Source organism: Luminiphilus sp. nBUS_07, assembly GCF_051201685.1.
Lineage (GTDB): Bacteria > Pseudomonadota > Gammaproteobacteria > Pseudomonadales > Halieaceae > Luminiphilus.
The window spans coordinates 1627386-1653052 of record NZ_CP179213.1; the positions used below are offsets into that span (position 1 = coordinate 1627386).

The 25667-nt window shown below is 52.6% G+C and carries 21 protein-coding genes; 10 read left to right on the forward strand and 11 right to left on the reverse strand.

Translation table 11 applies throughout. The features are described 5' to 3' along the window. Window positions 1–4: 4 nt before the first annotated feature. The gene (locus ACMAZB_RS07190; RefSeq protein ID WP_435215689.1) at window positions 5–469 is read left to right on the forward strand and encodes a nuclear transport factor 2 family protein; all 465 of its coding nucleotides are present in this window, start codon (window positions 5–7) and stop codon (window positions 467–469) included. 310 nt (window positions 470–779) lie between these two features. After that, window positions 780–3008, forward strand: coding sequence for a TonB-dependent receptor (locus ACMAZB_RS07195; protein WP_435219975.1), 2229 nt, complete (start codon window positions 780–782; stop codon window positions 3006–3008). A gap of 25 nt (window positions 3009–3033) precedes the next feature. Here the strand turns inward: ACMAZB_RS07195 and ACMAZB_RS07200 are convergent, their stop codons facing one another. From ACMAZB_RS07200 to ACMAZB_RS07215, 4 genes are all read right to left on the reverse strand, one after another. Beyond that, a complete protein-coding gene (locus ACMAZB_RS07200; protein WP_435219976.1) occupies window positions 3034–4419 on the reverse strand; it encodes an FAD-dependent oxidoreductase in 1386 nt (461 codons plus the stop codon). A gap of 327 nt (window positions 4420–4746) precedes the next feature. After that, complete coding sequence (locus ACMAZB_RS07205; protein WP_435219977.1) at window positions 4747–5916, reverse strand: isovaleryl-CoA dehydrogenase; 1170 nt, start codon at window positions 5914–5916, stop codon at window positions 4747–4749. Window positions 5917–6053: 137 nt separating this feature from the next. After that, complete coding sequence (locus ACMAZB_RS07210) at window positions 6054–6476, reverse strand: CoA-binding protein (RefSeq protein WP_435219978.1); 423 nt, start codon at window positions 6474–6476, stop codon at window positions 6054–6056. Window positions 6477–6800: 324 nt separating this feature from the next. Next, window positions 6801–7583, reverse strand: a complete 783-nt coding sequence (locus ACMAZB_RS07215; protein WP_435219979.1) for an enoyl-CoA hydratase — start codon at window positions 7581–7583, stop codon at window positions 6801–6803. Window positions 7584–7730: 147 nt separating this feature from the next. Between ACMAZB_RS07215 and ACMAZB_RS07220 the strand changes: the two genes are divergently transcribed. Continuing rightward, window positions 7731–10325 carry a TonB-dependent receptor gene (locus ACMAZB_RS07220; protein ID WP_435219980.1) on the forward strand — a complete coding sequence of 865 codons (2595 nt, stop codon included), beginning with the start codon at window positions 7731–7733 and terminating at the stop codon, window positions 10323–10325. A gap of 583 nt (window positions 10326–10908) precedes the next feature. Here the strand turns inward: ACMAZB_RS07220 and ACMAZB_RS07225 are convergent. The 3 genes from ACMAZB_RS07225 to ACMAZB_RS07235 all read right to left on the reverse strand — a co-directional run bounded on the left by ACMAZB_RS07225 (window position 10909) and on the right by ACMAZB_RS07235 (window position 13597). Beyond that, window positions 10909–11313: an MAPEG family protein gene (locus ACMAZB_RS07225; RefSeq protein ID WP_435215701.1), complete on the reverse strand. Its 405-nt coding sequence runs from the start codon at window positions 11311–11313 to the stop codon at window positions 10909–10911. 265 nt (window positions 11314–11578) lie between these two features. Continuing rightward, window positions 11579–11794, reverse strand: a complete 216-nt coding sequence (locus ACMAZB_RS07230) for a TIGR02450 family Trp-rich protein (RefSeq protein ID WP_435215702.1) — start codon at window positions 11792–11794, stop codon at window positions 11579–11581. A 324-nt stretch (window positions 11795–12118) separates the two neighbouring features. Beyond that, window positions 12119–13597, reverse strand: coding sequence for an AMP-binding protein (locus tag ACMAZB_RS07235; RefSeq protein WP_435219981.1), 1479 nt, complete (start codon window positions 13595–13597; stop codon window positions 12119–12121). A 204-nt stretch (window positions 13598–13801) separates the two neighbouring features. Here ACMAZB_RS07235 and ACMAZB_RS07240 point away from each other — a divergent pair, with 204 nt between their 5' ends. Next, window positions 13802–14806: a metal-dependent hydrolase gene (locus ACMAZB_RS07240; protein ID WP_435219982.1), complete on the forward strand. Its 1005-nt coding sequence runs from the start codon at window positions 13802–13804 to the stop codon at window positions 14804–14806. Window positions 14807–14845: 39 nt separating this feature from the next. Here ACMAZB_RS07240 and sat read toward each other — a convergent pair whose 3' ends face one another. Together sat and cysC are read right to left on the reverse strand one after the other, a co-directional pair. Beyond that, window positions 14846–16033, reverse strand: a complete 1188-nt coding sequence (gene sat / locus ACMAZB_RS07245; RefSeq protein WP_435220065.1) for a sulfate adenylyltransferase — start codon at window positions 16031–16033, stop codon at window positions 14846–14848. A 14-nt stretch (window positions 16034–16047) separates the two neighbouring features. Continuing rightward, window positions 16048–16665: an adenylyl-sulfate kinase gene (cysC, locus tag ACMAZB_RS07250; protein WP_435215707.1), complete on the reverse strand. Its 618-nt coding sequence runs from the start codon at window positions 16663–16665 to the stop codon at window positions 16048–16050. 108 nt (window positions 16666–16773) lie between these two features. On the opposite strand from cysC, the gene ACMAZB_RS07255 reads away from it, so the two are divergent. Then, window positions 16774–17679, forward strand: coding sequence for a LysR substrate-binding domain-containing protein (locus ACMAZB_RS07255; RefSeq protein WP_435219983.1), 906 nt, complete (start codon window positions 16774–16776; stop codon window positions 17677–17679). 9 nt (window positions 17680–17688) lie between these two features. On the opposite strand, the gene ACMAZB_RS07260 is transcribed toward ACMAZB_RS07255, so the two are convergent. Continuing rightward, window positions 17689–18552, reverse strand: a complete 864-nt coding sequence (locus tag ACMAZB_RS07260) for a universal stress protein (RefSeq protein ID WP_435219984.1) — start codon at window positions 18550–18552, stop codon at window positions 17689–17691. A gap of 3 nt (window positions 18553–18555) precedes the next feature. Further along, on the reverse strand, window positions 18556–20046 hold the full coding sequence (locus ACMAZB_RS07265; protein WP_435219985.1) for a SulP family inorganic anion transporter: 1491 nt from the start codon (window positions 20044–20046) through the stop codon (window positions 18556–18558). 243 nt (window positions 20047–20289) lie between these two features. Between ACMAZB_RS07265 and ACMAZB_RS07270 the strand changes: the two genes are divergently transcribed. From ACMAZB_RS07270 to ACMAZB_RS07290, 5 genes are read left to right on the forward strand one after another with little or no spacing between them, the layout of a single operon-like run. Then, the gene (locus tag ACMAZB_RS07270) at window positions 20290–21411 is read left to right on the forward strand and encodes an AI-2E family transporter (RefSeq protein ID WP_435215715.1); all 1122 of its coding nucleotides are present in this window, start codon (window positions 20290–20292) and stop codon (window positions 21409–21411) included. Between the two features lie 39 nt (window positions 21412–21450). After that, window positions 21451–23016, forward strand: coding sequence for an efflux transporter outer membrane subunit (locus ACMAZB_RS07275; protein WP_435219986.1), 1566 nt, complete (start codon window positions 21451–21453; stop codon window positions 23014–23016). After that, complete coding sequence (locus ACMAZB_RS07280; protein ID WP_435215717.1) at window positions 23016–24119, forward strand: HlyD family secretion protein; 1104 nt, start codon at window positions 23016–23018, stop codon at window positions 24117–24119. The genes ACMAZB_RS07275 and ACMAZB_RS07280 overlap by 1 nt, the downstream gene beginning before the upstream one ends. Beyond that, window positions 24109–25140: a DUF2955 domain-containing protein gene (locus ACMAZB_RS07285; protein WP_435215719.1), complete on the forward strand. Its 1032-nt coding sequence runs from the start codon at window positions 24109–24111 to the stop codon at window positions 25138–25140. The genes ACMAZB_RS07280 and ACMAZB_RS07285 overlap by 11 nt, the downstream gene beginning before the upstream one ends. Next, window positions 25137–25610, forward strand: coding sequence for an ion channel (locus ACMAZB_RS07290; protein WP_435219987.1), 474 nt, complete (start codon window positions 25137–25139; stop codon window positions 25608–25610). Before ACMAZB_RS07285 ends, ACMAZB_RS07290 begins: the two co-directional genes overlap by 4 nt. Window positions 25611–25667: the final 57 nt, after the last annotated feature.

The following is a 25667-nucleotide window of genomic DNA, read 5'->3' on the forward strand; positions in this document are numbered from 1 at the left end:
AGCGATGGCGTTGGACCTAGAAGCTATTGAGCTAATCAAGCAGCTAAAAGCACGGTATTTTCGTTTTTTGGACACCCGCAATATTGGGGGACTGCAGAGCGTTTTTACCGAGGATGCAACGGCAAAGTTTAAGGGGGCTGATTACGATTTCGATTTAACCGGATGGCCCGCGTTGGAGGCCTTCTATCGCAAGTCGTTTAGTGCCGACGCCTTTGGTATGCACAATGGCCATCATCCCGAAATAGAGGTAATGGGTGATCGCGCCACGGGAATTTGGTATCTGCAGGACATCTTTGTGCAGTTAAAGCACGACATTACCGTAATGGGTAGCGCCCTCTATGAAGACGAATATCGTCTAGAGGGCGGGGTCTGGCGGATTGCTACCACAGGCTATGTTCGTCTTTGGGAGGAGCACCACACCCGAGGTGAGCAGGTAAAACTTAGGGTGAAGCCCACCTTCAACGAATAACTTACGCCCAAGGGTTCTTTGCAATGCGCCCGCTGTTTTGGGGCTTCATGCAACGGGCGCGGCGCCATGCTGTGAGTATTTGGTAGGCCCGTAGGGTTGGGGTGTTGATGATAAAGACTCTGGTGCCATCCTTGTGTTTCTCGGCGCGCTAATGTGTCTTTCGCGTAGCACTTCATCCTTATCACCAACTAAAAAAAATGTGGTGCACGTTTGATACGTCCGTTTGGACATCGGCCAATCAGACGACGAAAAGCGGCCCTTAGAAAGTGATGATGACTCAATGCTAAAAATTTAGCCCGGGGGCATACACATGAAACGTTTTTCTGGTTCTTTAATCACCGCTGGACTCATCCTTGCTGCGGGCAGTCTCTCTGCGCAAAATGCGTTGGAAGAAGTCATCGTCACAGCCCAGAAGCGAGAACAGTCACTGCAAGATATCCCAGTGGCAATTACTGCTTTTTCTGAGTCTGATATTGCTACCCGCGGCATTCGCGACGTTAAAGATATCGGCTTGTTCGTGCCCAATGTGCAAATAGCACCCTCGCCGGGTATCAGCACTGGCGCCACGGTCGCTATTCGTGGCTCAACCACTATCAATCCGGCACTCACTTGGGAGCCTACGGTAGGTCTGTACCTCGACGGTGTTTTTCTGGGTAAAAATTTGGGCGGTATTTTTGATGTCGCCGAGCTGGCAAGGGTAGAGGTGCTGCGAGGGCCTCAGGGCACGCTCTACGGCAAAAACACACTGGGCGGCGCAATCAACCTCATTACCAAAACACCGGCCGCTGAGTTGGGCGGTTATGTCGAGGGTAGCCTAGGTAATGAAGGCTACACAGGATTGAGAGGGCGTTTTGACACGGGTGCTTTTGGCACTGTGGGTCAGGGCATGGGCGAGTTTCGAGCTAGTTTCGCTTACGCTAGTCGGTCTCGTGATGGTTTCTACGACAACATAGATTTAGATCCTACGGGGGGCTTCAACCCTTTCGTAAACTCCGTGTCCAGCGACACGTTCCAAGATATGGAGAGCGATGCGCTGCGACTCGACTTGTCATTGGCGGTGAGTGAGTCCTTGGAACTGCGCTACAGCTACGATGACTCTAGTATGGATAAGCGGCCGAATATGGGGCAGTTGACCGACGTCAGCGGCCCGGCGTTCGAGGCGTTTGGTCTGGGATTCCTCGGCGACCTTCAGGCACTTTACGTCACGCCCGGCACTGATCGCGCTAAGGCCATCAGCAATGATGAGGTGGGGTATGAGCGCTCCGATGTGAGTGGTCATGCATTGACGGTCACCTTCAACTGGAATGACATCACGCTGAAATCGATTACCGCAAACAGAGAGCTTGAGTGGTCAGACAAGCTTGATATTGACGGTACGCCCATGAATTTATTTACCTCAACTCGGGAGGTGGATTACGAGCAATTTTCACAGGAGTTTCAGCTATCAGGTGGCAATGACGCTTTAAACTGGGTCGCGGGTCTTTATTACTTCAGTGAAGAGGGGGACGTCTACAATCCCATTGAGTTTTTCGGGTTGTTCGGATCGCCTGCAGATAATAACGAATACGGTTTGGACAATAGCTCCTGGGCCGTTTACGGACAGGCTGATTGGGATCTAACGTCATCATTAACCCTCACAGTTGGCGTTCGCTACACCGACGAAGAAAAAGAGCAGTACATACTGCATCCAAACGCTTCGACAGGCGGCGTTGGCGCTTTTGGACTTTCAGCCGAGGATAGCTGGAGTAATACAACGGCCACCGCGGTTTTGTCCTATCGCTTGGGCGAAAACACCTCTGTCTACGCAAAGGCGGCTCAGGGTTGGAAAGCGGGCGGATTTAATGGTGAAGCGCCGTCTGCTGAGGCATTTCTTGAGAGTTACGAACCGGAAGAGGTCGACTCCTACGAGCTAGGCTTAAAGTCACGGTTCCTTGATGATCGCATTCAGTTGAACGCCGCTGCCTTTATCAACGATATCTCCGACATGCAGTTTAGTGTTTTCCTTGAGGGTAGTGGCGGTGCAGCTTCTACTGTAGCAAACGCGGGTGCTGCTACGGTTAAAGGCTTGGAGTTAGAGTTGGCAGCGCAGGTAAGTGAGCGTTTGAGGCTTGGACTGAATTACGGTTATCTAGATACCGAGTACGACGAGTTTGTCGAGCTAGGGCAGGATGTCAGAAATCAGAAGGATTTTCCGTACGCGCCAGAGAGTACGGCAAGTCTTGATCTAGATTGGTCGGTGATGCAACGAGCCTGGGGACAACTCTCCCTGCATGTAGATTGGAGCTACAAAGATAACTTCGTGCCCTACACTAACAAGGACCAAAACTTCACAAGCCAGATTGAGGCTTACGATGTTGTAAATGCCCGTCTTACTTTGGGCGATGTGGCCGTTGGTAGTTCGGTCTTGGAGGTTTCTCTGTGGGGTAAAAATGTATTCGATGAAGAATACAGAGAGAACACAATACCTTTCGGCCTTTGGACGATTAGTTATTGGGGCGAGCCCGCCACTTACGGTTTGGATGCCAGAATAAGCTTCTGACATCCAAACACCATCGCCGGTGCCGCTAATCTAGGATTGGCGGCAGCTCTTTGGTCAGGGCCATACGCTCTTTTACTGCAGCGCCTGTTAACGCAAAGCCCAGTAACTGCCCGTCGGGGCTGTGAAATAGACCCTTAATGTCAGATCCCTCGCCGGTCAGCGTCCAACTGCCCTCTGCGTCTTTGGCCACTGGTGAGACACAAACGGGGCATGCTGGTGTTTTGATGGTTACAGGCATGGCGGGGTAGCTAACTTCAGTTGGATTGCCCGTGAGCGTCGCCGCCAACGCGCGGCCTGCGGCGAGCAGGGGGGCAACATAAACAAGTACGTGGCCTGCAACCTCGGCACAATCTCCAAGGGCATAAATGCCAGGGCTGCTGGTCTCTAGCAAGCGGTTTGTTTTTATTCCTCGACCTACGTCGAGGCCAGCTGAAGAGGCAAGCTGTGTTCGAGGTCGAACGCCAACCGCAGACAATACGGCATCTGCGTCAATGTGCTCACCGTTATTTAACTGCACCTGATACCCGGTGGCTGAGCGATTCACTTCTGTTGCCAATGGGCCAAAATGGAAGCGGGCCCCCTTGGCTTCGAGGGCGGCTTGAACAGCGCGTCCCGCAGGCTCTGGGAGAAGTGTAGGAATACACCAGCTCATAGGGTCTACGGCCTCGACTTCAAACCCGCCGTTTAACAAGTCGTTGCTGAATTCGCAGCCAATCAAGCCCGCACCAATAACGGCAACTTTGCGCACCCCCTTTGCTTCCAACGTGTCACGGAAACTTCGATAGTCGTCGAGATCATTGACCCCCATGACGTCATCGGCGGCATCGCCACCCATTGGCGGGCGAATTAACTCGGCGCCCAGCGTCAGAACAAGCTCTGAATAGGTAATGACTGTTTCGTCGTCGAGGTTTAACCGTTTGCTGCTTGGGTCGATACTGACAACCGTTTTACGTGTGAGCATGGTCACATTGAGTTGCTCAGCCATGGCCTCTGGGCTTTGGGCAGCCAGTTTCTCTGCAGACAGGTTTTTCGTGTAGCCCGTGGAAATCATGGGCTTCGAATAACTCTCACCGCCATCCCGGGTGATCAAAGTAATGGCCACTTCGGGATCAAGTTTACGTAGCCCGCTGACGAGCCCGTAGCCCGCTAGACCACTGCCGACAATAACGATGTGGCGATTGTTACTCGTAGCATTCGCTTCACTGGCACCTGCGTCAGGTTCGGCCTCACCTACCGACTCGCCCTCTGAACCGGGTATGAGTTCAAAATCGTCTTTGCCAACACCGCAATCTGGACATAACCAGTCATCTGGCACGTCGGACCACTTAGTTCCCGCTGGGATGCCATCATCAGGCCAGCCTTCTTTCTCATCGTATATGAGGCCGCAAACGATACATTCCCAGCGTGCCATAGTGACTCCTGTTTGATTGGTTATAGACAGCCGCGATTGTTACCCGATTGCTGTCGGGCGTCATGCCTCTAGTGGACTAGAAAGTCACCGAGGTTGGACGCCTTGTTGTCATTAGGACCGCCGTTCATGGGCAGCCATGTAGCATTAAGCGCGTCAGCGCGCTTTCCTTTTTACTGCAATAGTTAAACGCGACGCTCTGCAACTCGTGGGGCTCGTGGCCCCACTTTCTTGTCTGCTTAGTTTGCTTAAACATTGCGGCTCATCTGCGCTGCGGAGTATCACCGATAGACTGCATTACGTCAGCAACCTTTTTTAGGATTACCTGCCTTAGTCGGATTCTCGAAACAGTTCCCTGCCAATCAACATTCGGCGGATCTCCGAGGTGCCCGCACCAATTTCATAGAGCTTGGCATCTCGTAATAGTCTGCCGGTTGGGTAGTCGTTGATGTAGCCATTGCCACCTAATAGTTGTATGGCATCGAGTGCGCATTTGGTGGCCATTTCGGCGGTATACAAAATAACCGCTGCGGCATCTTTTCGGCTGTCCTCGCCGCGATCAAGCGCTCGACAAACGGCGTACAAAAATGAGCGGCTTGCGGCGGTTAAGCTATACATATCTGCGAGCTTGCCCTGAACCAGCTGAAATTCACCAATGGGTTGGTCAAATTGTTTGCGCTCATGTACGTAAGGCACGCAAACGTCTAGGCAGGCCTGCATGAGCCCAACAGGTCCACCAGATAAAACCGCGCGCTCGTAGTCCAATCCGGACATAAGCACCGCGACGCCTTGATTCAGTGATCCTAAAATATTTTCGGCGGGTATTTCGCAATCTTCAAATACTAACTCGCAAGTATTTGAACCCCGCATACCCAGTTTGTCGAGTTTTTGAGCCCGAGAGAATCCGGGGCTATCGCGTTCGACAATAAAAGCGGTAATTCCTCGACTGCCTGCATCGGGTTCAGTTTTGGCGTAAATGACATAGACATCAGCGTCAGGCCCATTAGTAATCCAAAACTTGTTGCCATTAAGCACATAGCGATCGCCTTTTTTATCAGCGCGCAAACGCATGCTGACGACGTCTGATCCGGCATTGGGTTCAGACATGGCAAGTGCGCCGATATGCTCTCCGGTGCATAATTTTGGGAGATATTGCTCGCGCTGCCCCGGGGTTCCATTTTTTTGAATTTGATTGAGGCATAGATTGGAGTGTGCGCCGTAGGACAGGCCCACGGCTGCCGATGCTCGGGAGATTTCTTCCATGACAATGGCATGTGCCAGGTATCCCATGTTGGTGCCGCCGTAGGCTTCGTCGACCGTCATGCCCAAGACACCCAAAGCTCCGAGCTTTGGCCACAGGTCCATGGGGAATTCATTATTTTTATCAATCTCACCAGCTCGTGGAGCCAGTTCTTTTTGGCAAAATTGATAAACCGTATCCCGCAGCATATTGAGCTCTTCACTGAGGCCATGATTGAGTGTGGGGTAGGGCGTGTTCATGGGAAGGTTCCTGTCTATCAGTGAAAAGGACTCGAATGAGTGTCGCAGTCTAAACTATGTTGTGAGCCAATAGTGTTTGCACAGAGCAATGCGCGGGGCAACCATGCTTAACGATGCAGGTAGAAATTATTGACCGGTCAGGTTGTGAATCTAGTTTGGTGTTCGATTTTGATACATCGATCCATGATTACGCCGATGCCTGCTGCTCTCGCCCGCTGCGCGGCCTCGCTATGCACAACACCTAACTGCATCCAAATTAGTTTTGGCTGAAGGATAATAGCGGCGTCGACACTCGCAGGTACGCGATCGGGACGTTGGAATAGGTTAACAATGTCGACGGTGCCCGGGATTTGGTCAAGGCTTGGGTAGCACTTGAGCTCCATGACTGAGGGATAATTAGGGTTGACGGGAACAATCTCATAACCTCGCTCATGGAGATAAAAGCTGGCCCTGTAACTGTCTCTGTCTTCGCGGCTAGATAAGCCCACAACTGCGATTCTGCGGGTCTGCTCTAGTGTCCAATCAATCCACTTGGCCTCATCAAAGGTTTCCGCATTCACTGTCGTGCCGCTCCTAGTCCAACGGTTGTTGAAACTATACGCATAGTATTCCTTGCATCGTCTTTGAGGTGTGAAAGGGGCAGGGGCGGGCCCCCTCTAAGCGTCTCTATGGCTCGCACACTATAAACACTGCCTCTGTTGATGTCTGACTGTGTGCCACGCAGCCCTTATGAGTTATGTCTTATTTTGCTGTTGTTTCCGATGCGCCCGATGTGAAGTTATGCGCCGGCTGATTTCAGTAGCGCGGCTAAAAGAATAGTTTCACTAAACCAAAAAGCTTTGGCCTTGCCTGGGTTTACAGATTGGAGTCGCGGCATAACGAATCTAGCGCTTTTGCGAACGAGACCTCAAGGCCTGAAGTCGGTTCTCCATTTGACTGAAGTCCGCATGCTCCAGGTAAGCGATGCCCCGTGAACCCTCAAGCTCGAGCGCTTCCCCCAGGCTGAGTAAATCGCCGTCATTCATGAGGCTGCGCATCGCTTTGATGGTGTCAGGATTGGATTCAGCTATTTGTTGTGCTGCGTCTACCGCTTCCTGAATTAGGGAGTCTGGTGTGCAAATCTTGTTGACGAGCCCCCAAGCTTCGGCTTGCTCGGCGCTGATGAAGTTGCCCGTTAAACTAGCTTCTCGGGCACGATTGATGCCGATGAGACGGCCGAGTTTTTGGGATAAACCCCAGCCTGGCAGAAGGCCCACCCGCGCATGGGTGTCGGCGAATCTTGCATGGGGAGAGGCGTACAGAAAGTCGCAGGCTAGAGCCAGTTCAAAGCCTCCGGTGACAGCAGGGCCATTGATGGCCCCAATCACGGGCTTTCCGCAGTCTCTAAGTGCTCTTACCATGGGCGAGCTAGTGCCCATACCGCCATCCTTAAGCACTCCGGGGTTGGCGGTGAGTTCTTTAAGGTCAACACCGGCGCAAAAAGCCTTGCCGGCACCGGTTAGAACCACAGCGTGCACTTCAGAGTTGCTGGCGAGCTCATCAAAAGCCTCAACCAGACTTTGGCTCAGCGCTCGATTGAGTGCGTTGTAGGCGTCAGGCCGTTCGAGAGTAACCAGAGCAACTGCGTCGTGCCTTTCGATAGTAATGGGTTTGTTTGCATCCGCCATATGTGGCCATTTTCTACTTGAGCGAGGGGCCAAGAGTATATATGGTTCTCCAAGTAAAAGAATGACCGACCACTCGCGTTTCCGCTGCGTTGTTGGAGCCAACGGCGCAGCTTGAATCTCAAAAAAAATCATAATGAGGTGTTACCAATGCTGTTTTCCCAAAAACGACTGCCCTTAGCGGTAGCCGTCACTGCCTTTGTGGCAGCGGCGCCTGTGGCTGCACAACAACTTGAAGAAGTAATCGTGACCGCGCAAAAGCGGGCGGAGAACCTTCAGGACGTTCCAATTTCCGTGAGCACGGTGAGTGCCGAGAAAATTGCTGACAACACCATTCTCAACTTCGCTGCCTTGGCCGACTTTGTGCCAAGCCTGCATATTGCCGACGCGCCAGTAAATACCAATATCTACATGCGCGGTATTGGTTCGGGTAACAACCGAGGCTTCGAGCAGTCTGTTGGTATGTACCTTGATGGCGTTTATCTGGGGCGTGGGCGTCAGTACCGTTCAGCGTTAATGGACGTCGAGCGAATTGAGGTATTGCGTGGCCCGCAGGGGACTCTGTTTGGAAAGAACACCGTTGCAGGCGCGATTAACATTTCCAGTGCCTCGCCGGTACCCGGCGACGATATGACAGGCGAAATTAACGCGTCCATCGAGGAAAACGGTGGTCAGATTTATGAGGGCTTCATTCAAGGCGGTACCGACACACTAGCCGTGAGAGCAGCTTTTCGTTATCGCGAAACAGACGGTTATGTTTACAACGCCTACCTCGATCAAGATGAGGGTGCCACTGAAGAGCAAGGTGCACGAATTACCGTTGTTTGGGAGCCTTCAGACTCTTTCTCAGCGAACCTAAAATATACCAATATGCAGCGTGATCGCGACGGTGCTGCCAGTGCAACCTGGAAGTATTTGAGCCCTTCTGAGCGAAACGCCGACGTGCCAAACCGCAGTGATTTTGCGAATACGGCCTATCAAATTATGGACGTATTTTTCCCTGACTTTCCGGGAATTGCGGGTCAGGACTTTACCACCTACAAAGATAACGGCTACGGCCGTAGCCAAGATGACGGCATCGGCATTGGGTTAAAGCCTGAAAATTCTGATGATGAAATCGAAAACATTTCGCTGAATATGTCTTGGGACATTGGTAACGGCACTTTAACTTCGGTGACGGGCTTTGCATCCTATGAATATTTCGACGACGTCGACGTAGATTGGTTACCTTTGCAGTTTATCGACCGAAGTGATCAGCACGAATACGATCAGTTCAGTCAGGAGTTACGCTGGGCTTCTCAAATCGGCGACCGCTTTAGCTATACCGTGGGGGCATACTACGATGAGAACGAGCTCGATATGCTGGGTCAGGTCGTTATTGATACGAACTTCGATGGCTTGTTCCCTGAGTTTGTCGCCTTAGCTAACGGCTTGCCCGCAGCGGCAGCACCTTTAATGCCCCAAAACCTGCTGGCCGTTTTGACTGGCGATAGCCCACTCAATGGCATTCCTGGTTACGGTGTTTACAGCGCGAACCAGGTGGCTCGTAACCACAGCTTCAATCAGGAGACGGAATCCTGGGCCGTGTTCGCTCAGGGTACCTTTGACTTGAGCGATACGCTGCGGGTAACTCTGGGGCTTCGCTATACCGAGGAAGAAAAAGACGCGGTGAGCGACCAAAAGTTGGGTGACAGTCTTTGCGGCATAACCGGCAATTTGGAAGGCGGCACCCAAGGACAGTGTGGCGCTTATAACAACTGGCTAGGTGTCGTTCAGGCCAGCAGTTTCAACACTTACAACAAGTACTGGGTAGGCCAGCGAAAGACCGATGATCTATCGCCATCAGTCAACTTCCAGTGGGATATGAGCGACAGCGCTATGCTCTACATAAGCTACTCGCAGGGCTTTAAGTCTGGTGGTTTCAGTGCGGCGGATGATGGCAACCCCGGCGACCTTCCTGTCGGCGTGCCACCCATTCCGCCCGCTGTAAATAATGGTTTTCAGGCCAACAGCTATGTGTCTAATGTTCCCAACGAAGACTTCGAATTCGACGACGAGTCTGTTGAGTCTATTGAGATTGGCGGAAAGCACGAGTTCTTAGACGGTGCGATGCGATTGAACTGGGCGGCGTTTTACTCTGAGTACGATGATCTGCAGACGACCATTTTTAAAGGTGTAGGCTTTGCTGTGAAGAATGCGGCCTCGTCGGAAGTGCAGGGGGTCGAAGTTGATTGGCTGCTGCAGGTTACCGATAGCCTGCGTGTCGGTGTGAACGCGGCCTATCTTGATGCTTCCTATGGTGACTTTAAAGATGGGCCGTGCAATGCGATTCAGCTCGATCAAAATTCCGCGTGTGGAACGCCAGCGGGTATTGCAGCGGGCTCCAGTAATGACTTGACGGGCGTAAGCACGCTGTATGCCTCTGACTGGAGCGGAAATGCGTTTGTCGATTTCCGGACCCAGCTAGGTGGAATGGAGCTCTTTGCAGGTGTTGATGCGAACTATCGTAGTAAATTTTCATCCGCGGGTGATGATGACGTTAACGACGATATTGACAGCTATACGAAGGTCAACGCACGTATTGGCCTAGGCGGTGAGCGTTGGGAAGTTATGGCTTATGGCCGAAACATCTTTGATGAAGCGGCTCTGCAGCAGAGCTTCGATACGCCGGTTCTTGCCGGAAGTCACACCTGGTACATGGATGAGGGTGCGGTCTTCGGTGTGCGAGGTACGCTGCGCTTCTAAATACGACGTAATGCAAAGCCCGCCAAATTGGCGGGCTTTTTTTTGCCTAAAAAAGCCGAGGAATGACAGATCACCCCAAAATTTTTGTGCCCAGCCAACGCCGCTTTGTTGCACAAAAATCTTTGTAGCATTGTCGGCGAGCGACAACGGCCTATATACCTATAAACGGTAGGGCGCTTGTACTACGAGATACACGCAACCTTGAGCACAATCTCAGTGAGAGAGGTAAATGAGGAGTCTTATATGAGGTTTACGGGATTGTTAAAGTAACAGACGCACCGGTGAGTAAGCGTTGGGCACCACCATGATAAGACGGGCCTTGCAGGGGTGATTGCCGGTAAACCGTTTCTCCACACACCTCATACTTCCGTGAGTCTTCTTACAATCTCACATTTGGAGGGGTTTACGAATCTGGCGTTCCCCTAGGTTCGCTTGAGCCAAATAGCTCAATGCGTTAAGCGCTGTTCGATAAAAACAGCCTAGAGAAAGGAGCAAGTATTGCGAGTGTTATGCCGCGGCACGGGTCGGTGTCCCGAGCCGCGGTTGCATGGCGCCGGCCAACTGGCAACAGCGCCGCGAGTGTTTAGCCCAACACGTCGAACAGGATCCAAAACGAAGCAGTGGCATAGACCCCAAAGGTAGCAAACATGCCAATAGGGCGACCAATACCGGGTCCGACTTCGGTAATGCCAACGTAGTGCAGGAAACGGCCGACCACCAGCAAGGCGCCAAGGGTGTGCAACCAGGTCGTACCGGCACCCAGCAGTTCCATCAAAAGTAATAAAACCACCGCGAGTGGCACGGTCTCAACGAAGTTACCTTGACCGCGATTAAGCTTAAACAGCGCATCGTCATTGCCGTCGCCGAGGTCGATCTTGTTCTTAACTCGATACAAGCCGACCCGCATGGTGATGGGAACAAAGAGTATGCCCAGCAAGGCAATGTAAATTGGAGTGATGGACAAAAGACTCATGTTGGGAAGTTCCATAGGTTGTTCCTTTAAGACCAGTGTTGAGTTGTTTTTGAAAGTATGGGTTTGGACAGCTGTTTTCTGCAAGGGCATAGCAAGCAACACGGGCCTCCATTTGTCAATCAGACGCCAACATTATTGAGCGCTTTGGGCAACGCAGCTGTATGCTGTTCAAGGCTGCTGTGCCAAGTGTTTGCCACAGAGCGTGCCCATGGCTGTTGCGCCAAACGAGTCGTCAGCCCAGCGAGTCAGTGTGCTTCTGAGACTAATAAATTCAAAAAATTTACTGCCATCCCTGAAGCCAAACCTCCCGCTCTTTTAATGTCGACCACTCAATCTGAATAAAGCGATTAGACATGACAGCGTTTAACTCACACTCAATAACAAGCCCCTCTTCGTCATATTCCACGCGACTCACCACAAAGTGTTTTTCCTTATTGATGGGGCGCACCGCAGTCCATTTGCTGTTCAATAACTTTTTGGGATGAATTGGATTCATAGGGAAAGCTTGTAGGGCTGCTCTTTTAGAAGGGTTAGAGACCAGATAATCGCAAAACCACAATCACCAAGGCAAGCACCGTAATCGCAGACGTCGGCAGCGACCCGCGGATTGTCCCAAACCCTCATGCATTTGCATCGACCTGAAAGTTTGCCAGCGTAGGATTCTTCATACTGTGCCCCCGCTATGAACTCATATGTGCCTGACACGTTTCCCCGGGCGCCTTGTCCCGAATGCGCTTTTCCGCCAGCTTGATGCACAGCGGGAAAGAGGCCCTTGGAACCGAGCCAGGGCCGTGAACTTGCTGTGCCTCGGCGGCAGGATTTATTGCGCATCGCGTTGGTCACGTAACAAGGTGCGGCGGATTTTACCGGCCTCATTGCGAGGCAAAGTCTCTACCAATTCAATCGTTCTGGGCACTTTATAACTGAGCAACTGTTCTCGACAAAGATCCAAAAGCTCTAGCATCAGCGTGTCTGGGTCCAGTGCTGCGAGCGGTTCAACAACAGCATGAACGCGACGCCCCAGATCGTCATCCTGAAGGCCCACGACGGCCGCATCGCGAACCTGTGGATGCTGGGTAATAACAGCTTCAACTTCTGCAGGAAAAATGTTGGAGCCGCCAGAAATGATTAAATCAGTTCGTCGGTCAGCGAGGTAAAGATAGCCGTCGTCATCTAACCATCCAAGATCGCCCACACTGGTGAAGCCTTCGAGCAGGTTTTCCAGAGGTTGTGATCCAAGGTATTCGCAGGGTGGTGGGCCACCGGCAATGCGGGTAAAGATTTCGCCAACCACGCCGTTTGGAAGTGGCTCGCGATTTTCATCTAAAATTAAAATTTCCGTGCCGATGCCTTTACCCACGCTACCTTTATGCTGGAGCCATTCATTGCCATCGATAATAGTAAGCCCGTTGGCTTCGGTCGCGGCCCAAAGCTCAAGCACACGCTCACCGCCAAGTTTTTCGATAAACCCTTCTTTTGCCCAGCTTGGGCAGGGGGCCGCTAAGTGCCACGTAACACGGACAGAATCCAAGTTTCTTTGCTGCCAATCGGGCTCGCGCAGCATGCGCTGCATCATGGTGGGCACCAAATTGAGTACCGTTGGCTGATAGGCTTCAATTAAGTCAAGGCAACGTGCGGCATTGAAGCGTTCATTGAGCAGCACCCGGCCACCCCGGATTAGCATGTTCAGGGAAAACCAAAAGGGGCCGTTGTGGTAAAGCGGGCCCGGTGAGTATTTGAGATCACCAGGTTCGAAGCGCATGAGTTGAGGGATGATAGGATTCTCCGGATCGAAAAGCGCGTCCCCAGTGGTGAGAATGAGCTTCGGCTTTCCCGTTGACCCGCCCGAGGCTAAAGCCTTGATGGGGTTGCTGACTCGATACGGTAAAGCGGCGCTGCCCGAGCTTTTATCGCTATAGTCATCGGGGTTAACCGTCGTTTGATCAAAGGCTTGGCGAGAAATAATGACTCGAGGCTGGGCAAGATCAATAAGGCCCATAAGCTCTGTTGGTGGCAGTTTGCTGCTGACCGGCATCGGGGTGCCACCTGCCTTGAATATAGCCACCGCTGCGACGAGAAACTGATTGCAGGTGGGCAGGTGGATAGGCACAAGATCCCCGGTCACTACCCCCAAGTCCAGTAACGCCCGTGCAATATTGTCAGTCCAATTTTTTAGTTCACGCCGCGAGACAGTTTCAGTGGGCCCTGAGTTCATTGCTGTAGTCAGCAGAGTTTCCTCAGGTAGATCAGCAGCCAACTCGTCAAGAATGGCGCCCAGCGTTTTGAGCGTCTCGGTCATAGGTATCTCCCTTGCACGTGGCTTGTAGCTCTTTGTTTACAGTATCGACTTACGGCTTAGCTACACTATTTTATAGGTTTTATTGGCCTATGGAGTCCCATGTTTGTTCGTAGACTCAGAGGCTACTAGCTGGCATTGTGTTGGCCGTCCGTTCCGTAAGGGTACTGGCGACATCGAATTCTTGTTTTGTGGGAGTCATACACATTGGACCCTTTGAGTCAGGCTGTTTTAGGCGCGGTTGTGCCTCAAGTAGCAATGCGCCATCGCAACCTCGCACGTTTAACGCTTATCGGCGCACTCGCCGGCATGGCCCCCGACCTCGATGTGCTAATTCGCTCGACCAGCGATCCGCTGTTATTTCTTGAGTACCACCGTCAATTTACCCACTCCCTCCTTTTTGTCCCTATAGGATCATTGCTGTGCGCGCTGGTTTTCTGGAAGACGATTGGCCGAGGCCTGAACCTATGGACAGTTTGGATGGCAGCGTTTCTCGGCTACATGACCCATGGCCTCCTCGACGCTTGCACCACATATGGCACTTTACTGTTCTGGCCGTTCTCTGACGCGCGCATTGCCTGGAATAATATTGCCGTTATAGACCCCTTATTTACGCTGCCGCTGCTGGTTGGCGTACTCTGGGGGCTTGCCCGACAGTCTGTGTGGATACCCCGGTTGGCACTATGTTGGGCGCTGCTTTATCTCACAGCAGGTTCGCTGCAACACGATCGTGCGGTGGCTATTGGGGAGAATCTGGCGCAGGGCAGAGGGCATGCCGGTGTGTCAGTGTCGGCGAAGCCTACGCTGGGCAACTTGGTGTTGTGGAAGGTGATTTACCGCCATCAAGGACGATTTTGGGTCGATGCCGTTCGTGTAGGTTCCGACGTGCAGGTTTATCCAGGAGGATCTGTCGCTGCCTTTGATCCAGAGGTGCATCTCACTTGGCTGCCTCAGGATGTGCAGCAGCGTCGAGACCTCGCGCGCTTTCGTTGGTTCTCTAACGACTATCTGGCTGTGGACCTGCAAGATCCGCTACTGATCGTTGATATGCGTTATTCGCTCATGCCCAACGAAATAAAGGGTTTGTGGGGCATAAAATTCGACCCCCGCGCCGGGCCCGATCAGCACGTTAGCTATGAGGTGCAGCGCAGTGTCGACAGTGGTCGTGCGAAAAAATTGTGGTCAATGCTCAGGGGTCAGCCGGCGGGGTAGTGGGGGCGTCCTGTTGACGCCCGTCTCGTCAGGGCCGCTTTATGCAATCTCAGACTGGTAGTAAGCCATAAGGATTTCGGCGACTTCGGGTCGTGAGAATTCAGGGGGTGGTGCAACACCTTCACTCAGCATCTCCCGAACTTTGGTGCCTGAAAGCAGAACAAAGTCGTCTTTGTCGTGATCGGGAGCCTCACGCATCATGACAACCTTGTTGAGCTTTTTAGACCAAGCCGTATGGTCGGCACTGAAGATTTCAATGTCTAATGCACCTTCAGGAACCGACTCAGTAAAGATGGTTTGGGCATCAAAAGGACCATAATAGTCGCCAACACCCGCATGGTCTCTGCCCACTATGAGGTGCGTGGCGCCCATATTTTGGCGAAAGACCGCGTGCAATACGGCCTCTCTGGGGCCAGCGTAAAGCATGTCAAATCCGTAGCCGCTCACCATGACCGAATTGGGTGGGAAATAGACGTCTACCATCTTGCGAATACAAGCGTCACGCACGTCGGCGGGGATGTCTCCGGCCTTTAACTTGCCCAATAACATATGCACGATGCAACCATCAGCTTCGAGGCGTTCCATGGCCATACGGCATAGCTCTTCGTGGGCCAGATGCATTGGGTTACGGGTTTGAAAGGCGACCACCTTGTTCCAGCCTCGCTTTTCAATGTCAGCGCGTATTTCAACGGCGGTTTGAAAGGTGCCTGCAAACTCGTCCCTAAAATAACTGAAGTTTAGAACCTGAATGGGCCCTGACAGGAGCTGATTGCCCAACTGAGTGAACGTGCTCACGCCAGGGTGGCTGTTGTTGTCAGTACCAAAAATCTGGCTAGCCATGGTGGCAATCTGTGAGTCGGTAACGGCCTCAACGTTGGTGACATCCATGATGCCCAGTATTGGATGGCCCTCTACGTTGGGATCTCGCAAAGCAACGCGAGCGCCGTTTGCGATGCTGGTGTCCTGAGTCAAGTTAACGACTGGAACCGGCCAGAATAACCCATCAGTCGTGTGCATATTTTCTGCGACTGCAAGGGCATCTGCTAAATTCATATAACCTTGCAGTGGGTTAAAGTATCCCGCGCCTAGCATTACGGCGTTGGCCGCAGCTGCCGAGTTCAGCAGTAGTGATGGCAGCGTCTCGGCTTCTTTGAGCAGTTGTTCTCTTGCGGCATCGTCAGACACGTACAGGGGGTATAAAACATCCGAACCGTGGGGCTTGATCATCATTAAGTCTCTCTTTAAGCGGCCAAAATGCCGCGCTGTTCCAAGTATTCAATCAGTAGCTCAACCTCAGCCTCAAGGGTCATCTGATCCGTGTGCAGATGGATCTCAGGGGACTCGGGTGCTTCGTATGGATCGTCAATGCCGGTAAAGTTTTTGATTTCTCCGGCACGGGCTTTCTTATAAAGGCCTTTCGGGTCACGTTTTTCGGCTTCCTCGAGGGCGCAATCTACAAAAACTTCAATGAACGTCATACCAGATTCAGCGTGGAGTGCTCGTACCTGGTCGCGATCCGCGCGATAGGGGCTGATAAAGCTGCTGAGTGCGATGACGCTGGAGTCCACAAATAATTTTGCAATTTCACCAATACGACGGATATTTTCAGTGCGGTCTTCCGCTGAAAAACCGAGGTTTTTGTTAATCCCGAACCGGATGTTGTCGCCATCGAGGCGGTAGCTGAGGTGCCCACGCTCAAACAGCTTGGCTTCCAATGCGACAGCAATTGTACTTTTGCCACTGCCGGACAATCCGGTGAACCAAAGGGTGGCGCCTTGTTGTTTCATCATACGATCGCGATCAGCGCGTGTAATTTCACCATCATGCCAGTGTACGTTAGTGGCTTTTTGCTCGGTCATTGGAGGTCTCCTGTTTGATGGTCGCGGAGTGTAGATTTATATTGGGTATTTGTTAAATAGTTTTATTAGGTACAAACTACCTATTTGGCAAATACTAGGGTGTCGTCGATGAGCGCCGTACGAAACGAGTCTCTCAGGTTTTCCCTGCGACAGTTGGAAATTTTCATCGCCGTTGCGAGCACGGGAACAACCGCTGAGGCAGGGCAGGTGCTTGCGATGTCACAGTCAGCGGTAAGTGCTGCCCTAAAGGCCTTAGAGACTAACCACAACGCCGAGCTGTTTGACCGCATTGCCAACCGTCTGGTGCTCAATCCGACGGGGCGTCAGTTGGAGGTGCGGGCGCGCGTGTTGCTCGAGGAGGCCCGTCAGGTGCAAGCTGAGTTGCTATCGGCGTCGCCATCGGGTGATCTCAACATCAGCGCAAGCTTTACTATTGCCAACCACCTTATGGTTGATTACCTCGCAACGTGGTTGAGCCGTTATCCAATGGCAAAAGTGGATATCACTCCGGGGAACACTCCCGATGTAGTGACTAAAATACTCAACAGAGAAAGTGAGCTAGGGCTGATCGAAAATGAAACCAACGCCAAGGGCGTCGATTTAATCCCTTGGGTGGAGGATGAGTTGTTTGCTTTTTGCGCGCCTAGCCATCCACTAGCGCAGAAAGGGCGTTTGACAGAAGCGGACATTCTTCGCGTGGATTGGATTTTGCGCGAGCCCAATTCCGGTGCTCGCTCATTATTTGATCAGGTGTTTGCCTCGTTGGTACCTCAACTGCGAGTGCGCCTTGAGCTGCGTCATAACGAGCCCATTCTGAGAGCGGTAGAGCAAGAGTTGGGGGTAGGTTGTCTCTCGGAGAAGGTTCTGGCGCCCCACCTTGAGCAAAGGGCTCTTGTGGCCTTGGCGCTGCCAAAAAAACTGCGCCTTAGACGTAAGTTTTACTTCTGTCAGCGGCGACAGCGGCATCATAGGCCTGAGGTGACTGAGTTTTTAAATCTTTGTAGGGGCGCTTAGTAAACGGCACTAACGCAGAACGATAAGCGGAGACAAGCTGCTTTGAATCATTCGTATGGTATTGCTGCCTAAAAATAAATGCCGGACTTTTGAGTGTGCAAAGGCTCCCATAATCAGCAAACCAATGTCATGCTCCCGTTGGTAGTTGAGCAGTGAATCTGTGACGCCACCGTCAACGAGGCTGGATGTCACGTGATAACCCTCGTTGCTAAGCCGTGACGCTGCCGCCTCAAACTTATCGGTATGAGCATCGTCATGATGACCAACCATCACCAAATGGCAGGGCAGGCCAGTCAACAATCCGCCTTTTATAATTCGATCAAGGGAGCGTTCTGCGGTGTCTCTGCCGTCGTAAGCCAACATGAAACTCTGGGGCGCGGTGAACTGCGCACCTGTTATGAGAATTGAGGTGTGCACCTGGCGAATCAGTGATTCAATATGAGAGCCCAAGGCGGTAAATTCTCCCGCATGGTCGGTGCCCACCTTGCCGACAACCATTAATCGGGCCTGGGCTTCGAGTTCCACAAGGGCTTCCACGAAGTCGCCGTGTCGGAGTAAGGTTTCGACTTGGCCGGCACCATGGGCCAGCGCGCGACTCTCAGCTTCCTGCAGTAAGGTCTTGCCGTACTGCATCGCCAAACGCCCCCGTTCCTGATCGAGCTGCGCCATGCGTTCGAGTAGTTCAGATTGCGCCCCCAGACCGATAGCACCGCTCCAATCATCGGCGCCGTGCTGTTGCCGTCGTTCTAGCGTGTGTAGCAGCAATAAGTCTCGATTAAGCCGAGACGCTACCCAAGCGGCGGCTTCACAGACCGCTAAGGATCCCACCGAGCCATCAACACTCGCGATAACTTGATCTTCTTGCTTTTCCACGGTCTAGTGTCCCCCCATTAGTTTTTCGACTTCTGCTGGGTCGTTATGAATTCCGAACTTATCGACCACAGTTTCCGTGGCTTCATTCATACCATGGATCGTCACTTCTGCGCCCTCGCGGCGAAATTTAATTACGACCTTGTCGAGGGCTGCTACGGACGTGACATCCCAAAAATGCGCGAGGGATAAATCGATTACTACCTGCTCTACAGCCTCTTTAAAGTCGAAAGCAGCTATGAACTGTTCACTCGAGGCGAAAAATACCTGTCCAATGACTTGATAGGTTTGAGCACCAAGCTCAGGGTCTGGGTCAGACTTGACCACCATGAAGCGCCCAATCTTGTGGGCAAAAAAGAGCGACGCCAGCAAGACTCCGACAAAAACGCCGATCGCGAGGTTGTGGGTCGCAACCACAACAATGACCGTTGTGATCATGACAATGTTGCTGGACATCGGGTTGCGCCGCAAATCACGGATTGATACCCAGGAAAACGTACCAATCGACACCATGATCATCACGGCCACCAAGGCGGCCATGGGGATTTGCTGCAGCCAACTGTCGAGGAAGACCACCATAATAATGAGAACACTGCCAGCGGTCAGAGTAGAGAGCCGTCCTCGGCCACCTGACTTCACGTTAATAATAGACTGGCCGATCATGGCACAACCTGCCATACCGCCAAAACAGCCCGACATTACATTAGCGATGCCTTGTCCCTTGCACTCTTTATTGCGATCACTGGGGGTGTCAGTTAGGTCATCGACGATGGTCGCCGTCATAAGCGATTCTAGGAGACCGACAACCGCCAGCCCCACTGAGTAGGGCAAGATAATCATCAGTGTGTCTAGATTAAAAGGAATATTGGGCAGCAAGAATATAGGCAGGGTGTCGGGTAAGTCCCCCATATCGCCCACCGTTCTGATGTCGAGACCCAAGAAAATACTAATCGCTGTCAGGCATATGATGCAGACCAAGGGTGAGGGGATGGCTTTGCCAATCACCGGTAGTCGGGGAAACAGATAAATGATGCCCAAGCCACTCGCCGTCATGGCATAGACGTGCCAGGTGACCTGAGTCAGTTCAGGCAACTGCGCCATGAAAATTAGTATTGCCAGTGCATTCACAAACCCGGTGACAACGGATCGTGAGACGAAGCGCATAAGCTCGCCGAGCTTTAGAAAACCTGCAATGACCTGCAATACGCCGGTGAGCATGGTCGCCGCCAGCAAATACTCAAGCCCATGTTCTTTGACCAGTGTCACCATAACCAGGGCCATTGCGCCGGTGGCAGCCGAGATCATGCCAGGGCGACCGCCGACGAAAGCGATAACGACCGCTATGCAAAAGGAGGCATAGAGGCCCACCCGAGGGTCAACTCCCGCGATAATGGAAAAAGCAATGGCCTCCGGGATCAAAGCAAGGGCGACGACGAGCCCCGCGAGTAAGTCGGCGCGGATATTGCCGAACCATTCTTCCTTGAGCGTTGTGAGCATGGAGATAACCGGGTTGACTGAAGAGGGCGAGGACTATTCGTATTGAGCGTCATGTCTGGATCAGTCACGGATCAATGACCCAGCCACGGCACTTAAGCGGGGCGCAGGGTAGTACATTAATGCCGCCGCGTACACTGACCCTTGTCGCTGCAGGAGTTGCAGTAGAGGTCGCTGGGGGGAGTCGTGATTGTGGCGCTTTCCATGCATACTATGAGCTAACCCGGTTTCCCACAGGAGTTCCCATTGGAAGAGCAATATCAGGCGGTCAAGACCCGTATTTCACATGACCTGATGCAAGTGGCGCTGCGGTTGGTCTTTGCGCTCTTATTGTTGTGGGTTTGCGCCAAGATATTTGCGCCATTTGCGGCTCTTATGTCCTGGGCGTTGATTGTTGCCATCACGCTCTATCCCCTTCATTTGCGTATCAAAGGTTCTTTGGGCTGGAGCGATGCACGAACAGCGACGGTAATTGCCGGCACGGGTTTGCTGTTGCTGGGCGTCCCGACCGTATTGTTGGGTATGTCTCTTGTCGACCACGTTACCTCGATCATTAGCCAGTGGCAGCAAGGCAGCCTTGATATCGCGCCCCCGGATGAGTCTGTCAAAGACTGGCCAATGGTTGGGGAGCGCGTGTACGTAATTTGGTTGGAAGCTTCCGACAACCTCGCAGAGTTATTGGCGGCCCATGGCGAAGAAGTCCGCGGTTTGCTCAAGCGTTTTGTTGGTGGTACCGCCAATATGCTAACGACTGTCGGTCTGTTTTTGGGGGCTATAGTTGTTGCCGGAATCATGATGACCTTCGGGCAATCGGGGAGTGCAGCGATGGGGCGCATTGCGGTAACCCTCGTGGGAAATGGTCGGGGCGAGGAACTGCAGGCTTTATCAGTCGCAACTACGCGCTCGGTGGCCACTGGCGTCATTGGGGTTGCGGTCATTCAGTCGCTATTGTTGGGTGTCGGCTTTCTTTGGGCCGAGGTGCCCGCTGCAGGGGTTTTGGCAGTACTTGCGCTTATAACTGGCATCATTCAGTTACCGGCGCTGCTGATAACGCTGCCGGTGCTCATTTGGCTCTGGACCTCCGGCGGGGCGGGTGATGGCTCGGTAGTTATGGACGTTGTGATTACGGTCTATCTTATTATTGCTGGACTTGCTGACAATGTGCTTAAGCCCATTTTGTTAGGGCGCGGGGTCGATGTGCCTATGCCGGTTGTCTTAATCGGTGCCTTGGGGGGAATGGTCGGCATGGGGTTGATTGGCCTATTCATGGGATCGGTTGTTCTAGCTATTGGTTACCAGTTGCTTTGGGCTTGGGTAGATCGTGAAACCACCCAGGTAACCATCAACGAAACCAGCGAACCGTCTTAGCGCCTCGTTTAAGCCGAATTGCTTTGAGTTTGACTTGAGATGACCTTTTCTAAACGCCTCAGCGTTACTGCCATCTGGGTGCTGGTCCTAATGAGTTGCACGACGGTTGGTCCTGATTACGTGCCGCCGGATGATAGCTGGCTCGAGGCGCTTGAAGTTTCTGTTTACGGTGAGTCGATCACGGTGGTCTCTGAGTCTGAATCTGAATCTGAGGCTACGCTTTGGTGGCGTCAATTTGACGATCCGGTGCTCAACGTTCTTGTCGAAGAGGCGAGGTCCGAAAACCCAGGCCTAAGAATTGCTGGACTTCGGGTGCTGGAGGCTCGGGCTCTGGCAGCTGCGGCTGGCTCAGCGCTTTATCCTCAGGCACAGACAGTGGATGTAAACGCAGCCTATGCCAAGCGCAGCAATGGTCCGGGGGAGAGTGGTTTTAGTAGTTGGGATGCCGGCTTTACCCTGGGTTGGGAGCTCGACTTTTGGGGTCGATTTCAGCGCGGTATTGAGTCGGCTGACGCGGCTTATTTTGCGTCACTGGCAAACCAGCGAGACGCTCAAGTTCTCCTTGCTGCAACGGTTGCCGACATTTACTGGCAATACCGGGTCACCGAAGGGCGCATTGTAATTTTGAATAAAAACGCCGAGCTGCAGTCTCGCAGCTATGACATTACGCGACAGATGTTTGATGCTGGACAACAGTCCGAATTAGACCTCCAGCAAGCTCGCACTCAATATTTAGCGACACTGGCAGTGCTGCCGTCTTTGGAGCAAGGAGCAGGGCAGCTTGCTAATGCCCTCTCAGCCCTCCTAGGACGCGCTCCAGCTGAGATGCAAGCACGCTTGTCAGATCGCCCGACCGGACCTACCAACCTACCCAGCAGTCATCGCGTTGAGTTGACCGAACTCCCTGCGACACTCATTCAGCGGCGGCCAGATGTCCGGGCAAGTTTATGGGCTGTGGCTGCACAATCTGCCCAAATTGGTTTGGCGGAAGCGGATTACTACCCCTCGATAGCAATAGGAGGCAGCATTGGTTGGTCTGGTAATTCCCTCACATCCCAGGACAGCTCAGGACTGCTTGGTGTGGGTCCTGCGGTACGCTGGACGGTATTTGATTGGGGACGAATCGCCAACAACGTTCGCATTCAGGATGCTCGGTTGCAACAGGCCATAGAGGTTTACCGCAATACAGTGCTCAATGCCGCTCGGGAAATCAACGACGCCTCCATAGCCCTAGATAAGACCGAACAGCAGCGCGTTTTACTGGCGGAGACTGTCGAGGCCTCAGAGCGGGCATTAGAAATTGCCAGTACGCGTTATCGAGAGGGTTATGCTGACTTTCAGCGAGTTCTTGATGCGCAGCGCGTGGTGTTCACTCAAGCCGATAGAAAGCTACAGAATGATGGCCAGCACCTTCGGGCCATTGTTGCCATGTACAAGGCGTTAGGAGGGGGCTGGAGTCCCGACACAATGGCCGACATGTTGCCGACATCAGTTTTACGACAGATGCAGGAGCGCTCCGATTGGGGTGAATTACAGTTGTTACAGGTGGGTGATGAACAGGCTTCACCTATTCAATCGGTGCCTTCCGAAGTGGAGTCTAAATAATGAGTGACACGTCAGAGGAAGCTGGCAGTAAGACGATCAACAAAGGTGCAGGCTTGGTGGTGGTTTGCTTGGTCGTGTTGCTGGCCTGGTATGTTTCGGCGGATCGACAGACACCCTACACGTCTCAAGCCCGAGTTGAGGGCTTCGTCGTCGGGGTGGCGCCAAAAGTGGCGGGTCTGATCACGCAGGTTCACGTCGCAAATAATCAACGGGTTCAGGCCTCTGATCTGTTATTTACTCTCGATCAGTCGGATTACCTCATTGCACTGCAGCGCGCTGAGTCAGATCTGGAGAAAGCTCGTCAGCAGTTGGCTGCGGGTGATGCCGGAGTTGCGGCAGCACGGGCCGGGCTGGAAGCGGCTTTGGCGAATGAAATGAAGAGTGCGAAGGACTTTGAGCGCTTAAGTCGCCTCTTCGAGCAGGACTCGGGCACGATATCGGAACGAAGGTTGGAAATGTCGGAAGCCTCCTTGGTCGCTGCAACGGCGCAGGTCGTCGCCGCTCGGGCAAATATACAACAGGCAATCGACGCTAAAGGTGGCGATGACGATAGCAGCAATGCTTATTTGAAATCGGCACAAAGTGCATTGACCAAAGCGCAACTTGATCTCGACAATACCCATGTTCGGGCGGGGAAATCGGGCGTGATTACGGATCTTCGTGCCGAGGTGGGCCAGTTTGCTGGTGTCGGCAAGCCGGTAATGACCTTGGTGGCGACCGATGAACTCTGGATCAATGCGGCTTTTACAGAAAATAACTTAAGCGCGCTTATTGAGGGCGCTGAGGTCGAGTTGCTCTTCGATACGTTGCCGGGGCGAGTCTACGAGGGACATGTTCTATCTGTCGGTTTAGGTGTGAGTGCTTCGACAAATACCCAGCCAGGTACACTACCATCCATTCAAAATAATCGTGATTGGCTGCGTCAAGCCCAACGATTTCCCGTTCAAATAGCGATAGCCGATCTGTCCGATCCGCACTTGAGGTCGGCCCTTCGAATGGGTGGCCAAGCATCGGTAGTGGCATATGGTGACGCACCGTGGATTCTGAAGTCGCTGGCTTGGCTGAGCATCCGAGTTCGAAGTTACCTGTCCTATGCCTATTGAAGCACGACGTACCTTCCGGCTCGCGCTCACTGTAACCATCGCCTTGGTCTTGGCGTACGGTAGCGGAATTTCTGTTCCCTATTTAGCGCCGCTATTGGCCCTCATTCTTACCTTAAAACCAGCGCCGCCAATGGCTGCGGGAAAATTGCTGGGCCTTGCGGTCGCCCTCGCACTGATTCTTGGAGTGGGTTTGTTGATCGCGCCGCTGGTAGAGCAGTACGCCCCGATCGGACTGTCCCTCGTTGCTCTGGGTCTTTTTGTGAGCAATCGAATGAGTTTGGGGGGAGACAAGACCGCCGTGGGTACCTTGCTGGCCATGAGTCTGACGCTTATTTCCGCACTGGGTGTGTTTAGCCTGGCTTTGGCGCAAACTTTGGTGACAATGCTGGTCGCAGCCGTCGTCATTGCGGTGATTAGTCAGTGGATTGTTTATCCTTTTTTTCCCGAGACAGACCTCAATCTTGAGGCCTCATCCTTGGCACAGGATAACGATGACAGTGCCTCTGAAAACACCTCAGCATTGCGCGCAGTTGTTGTTATTTTGCCTGCCTATCTATTCCTGTTAATAAATCCAATGGGACACACGCCGGTGATGATGAAATCGATTGTGCTGGCTCAGTCTCCCTCCGTCATTGAAGCCAAGCAGGCTGCGGTTGAATTACTGGGTGCGACCGTGCTCGGTGGTGTTTTAGCGGCTTTGCTCTGGTTTGGCTTGAAGCTGTCACCTCGCCTCGATATTTTTGCGCTGCTCATTCTGTTGGTCATGATCGGGCTAGCCCGAAAACTGTACGTACCTAATGCCACACGTTTTACGCAGCAGTTTTGGATTGACGCCTCGGTGACGATGCTTATCCTTTTGGGTCCTGCGGTGGCGGATAGCGCTGCAGGCAAAGATCCTTATCAGGCTTTTCTCTTTCGTTTTGGTATGTTCTTTTTGGTGGCTATCTACGCTTGGGGCAGCATGGTAGTGCTGAATCGCCTGGGCTGGCTGAGTCAAAGAAAACAGGAAATCGCAATATGATAATCGCACTCACAGTGGGTGTTGCCGCGATGGTGGTGTGCTTATTCGTGCAGGGAGTCCTATTGTTCCTCGCGACGCGTTACTACGTAAGACACCTAACATGGGTCAAGAGCGCATCACGTGCGATGACCATGCTGTTGATATCCCAGGTTATGTTGATGTTAGTGGTTGGGAATCTGGTTCAAGGTGGCATCTGGGCGTTGCTGTTTGTGTTTTTAGGCGAGTTTGGCGACTGGGCAACGGCTTATTACTTTTCTTTGGTTAATTTTGCGACCTTGGGCTACGGCGATATTGTCATGTCGGAACGTTGGCGAATACTGGGGCCCTTACAAGCCATCAATGGTGTGCTGATGATTGGTGTTTCCACGGCGTCTATAACAGCGGTTGTCCATGATGCCTTTCAGCGCTCGTGGTCTAGGCCAAACGCAGAGTCCGTAACTGATGTAGAGGCTGGCAAAAACCGTGAATAGCGTTAAATCGATTTGAACTAAGTAGCTCAGGCAGCCGTACTCTCGCTAACTTCTGTG

Bases quoted from the DNA above. Each gene is read 5' to 3' on its own strand.
- ACMAZB_RS07190 (WP_435215689.1), top strand. From the start codon at position 5: ATGGCGTTGGACCTAGAAGCTATTGAGCTAATCAAGCAGCTAAAAGCA.
- ACMAZB_RS07195 (WP_435219975.1), top strand. From the start codon at position 780: ATGAAACGTTTTTCTGGTTCTTTAATCACCGCTGGACTCATCCTTGCT.
- ACMAZB_RS07200 (WP_435219976.1), bottom strand. From the start codon at position 4,419: ATGGCACGCTGGGAATGTATCGTTTGCGGCCTCATATACGATGAGAAA.
- ACMAZB_RS07205 (WP_435219977.1), bottom strand. From the start codon at position 5,916: ATGAACACGCCCTACCCCACACTCAATCATGGCCTCAGTGAAGAGCTC.
- ACMAZB_RS07215 (WP_435219979.1), bottom strand. From the start codon at position 7,583: ATGGCGGATGCAAACAAACCCATTACTATCGAAAGGCACGACGCAGTT.
- ACMAZB_RS07220 (WP_435219980.1), top strand. From the start codon at position 7,731: ATGCTGTTTTCCCAAAAACGACTGCCCTTAGCGGTAGCCGTCACTGCC.
- ACMAZB_RS07225 (WP_435215701.1), bottom strand. From the start codon at position 11,313: ATGGAACTTCCCAACATGAGTCTTTTGTCCATCACTCCAATTTACATT.
- ACMAZB_RS07230 (WP_435215702.1), bottom strand. From the start codon at position 11,794: ATGAATCCAATTCATCCCAAAAAGTTATTGAACAGCAAATGGACTGCG.
- ACMAZB_RS07235 (WP_435219981.1), bottom strand. From the start codon at position 13,597: ATGACCGAGACGCTCAAAACGCTGGGCGCCATTCTTGACGAGTTGGCT.
- sat (WP_435220065.1), bottom strand. From the start codon at position 16,033: ATGATCAAGCCCCACGGTTCGGATGTTTTATACCCCCTGTACGTGTCT.
- cysC (WP_435215707.1), bottom strand. From the start codon at position 16,665: ATGACCGAGCAAAAAGCCACTAACGTACACTGGCATGATGGTGAAATT.
- ACMAZB_RS07255 (WP_435219983.1), top strand. From the start codon at position 16,774: ATGAGCGCCGTACGAAACGAGTCTCTCAGGTTTTCCCTGCGACAGTTG.
- ACMAZB_RS07265 (WP_435219985.1), bottom strand. From the start codon at position 20,046: ATGCTCACAACGCTCAAGGAAGAATGGTTCGGCAATATCCGCGCCGAC.
- ACMAZB_RS07275 (WP_435219986.1), top strand. From the start codon at position 21,451: ATGACCTTTTCTAAACGCCTCAGCGTTACTGCCATCTGGGTGCTGGTC.
- ACMAZB_RS07280 (WP_435215717.1), top strand. From the start codon at position 23,016: ATGAGTGACACGTCAGAGGAAGCTGGCAGTAAGACGATCAACAAAGGT.
- ACMAZB_RS07285 (WP_435215719.1), top strand. From the start codon at position 24,109: ATGCCTATTGAAGCACGACGTACCTTCCGGCTCGCGCTCACTGTAACC.
- ACMAZB_RS07290 (WP_435219987.1), top strand. From the start codon at position 25,137: ATGATAATCGCACTCACAGTGGGTGTTGCCGCGATGGTGGTGTGCTTA.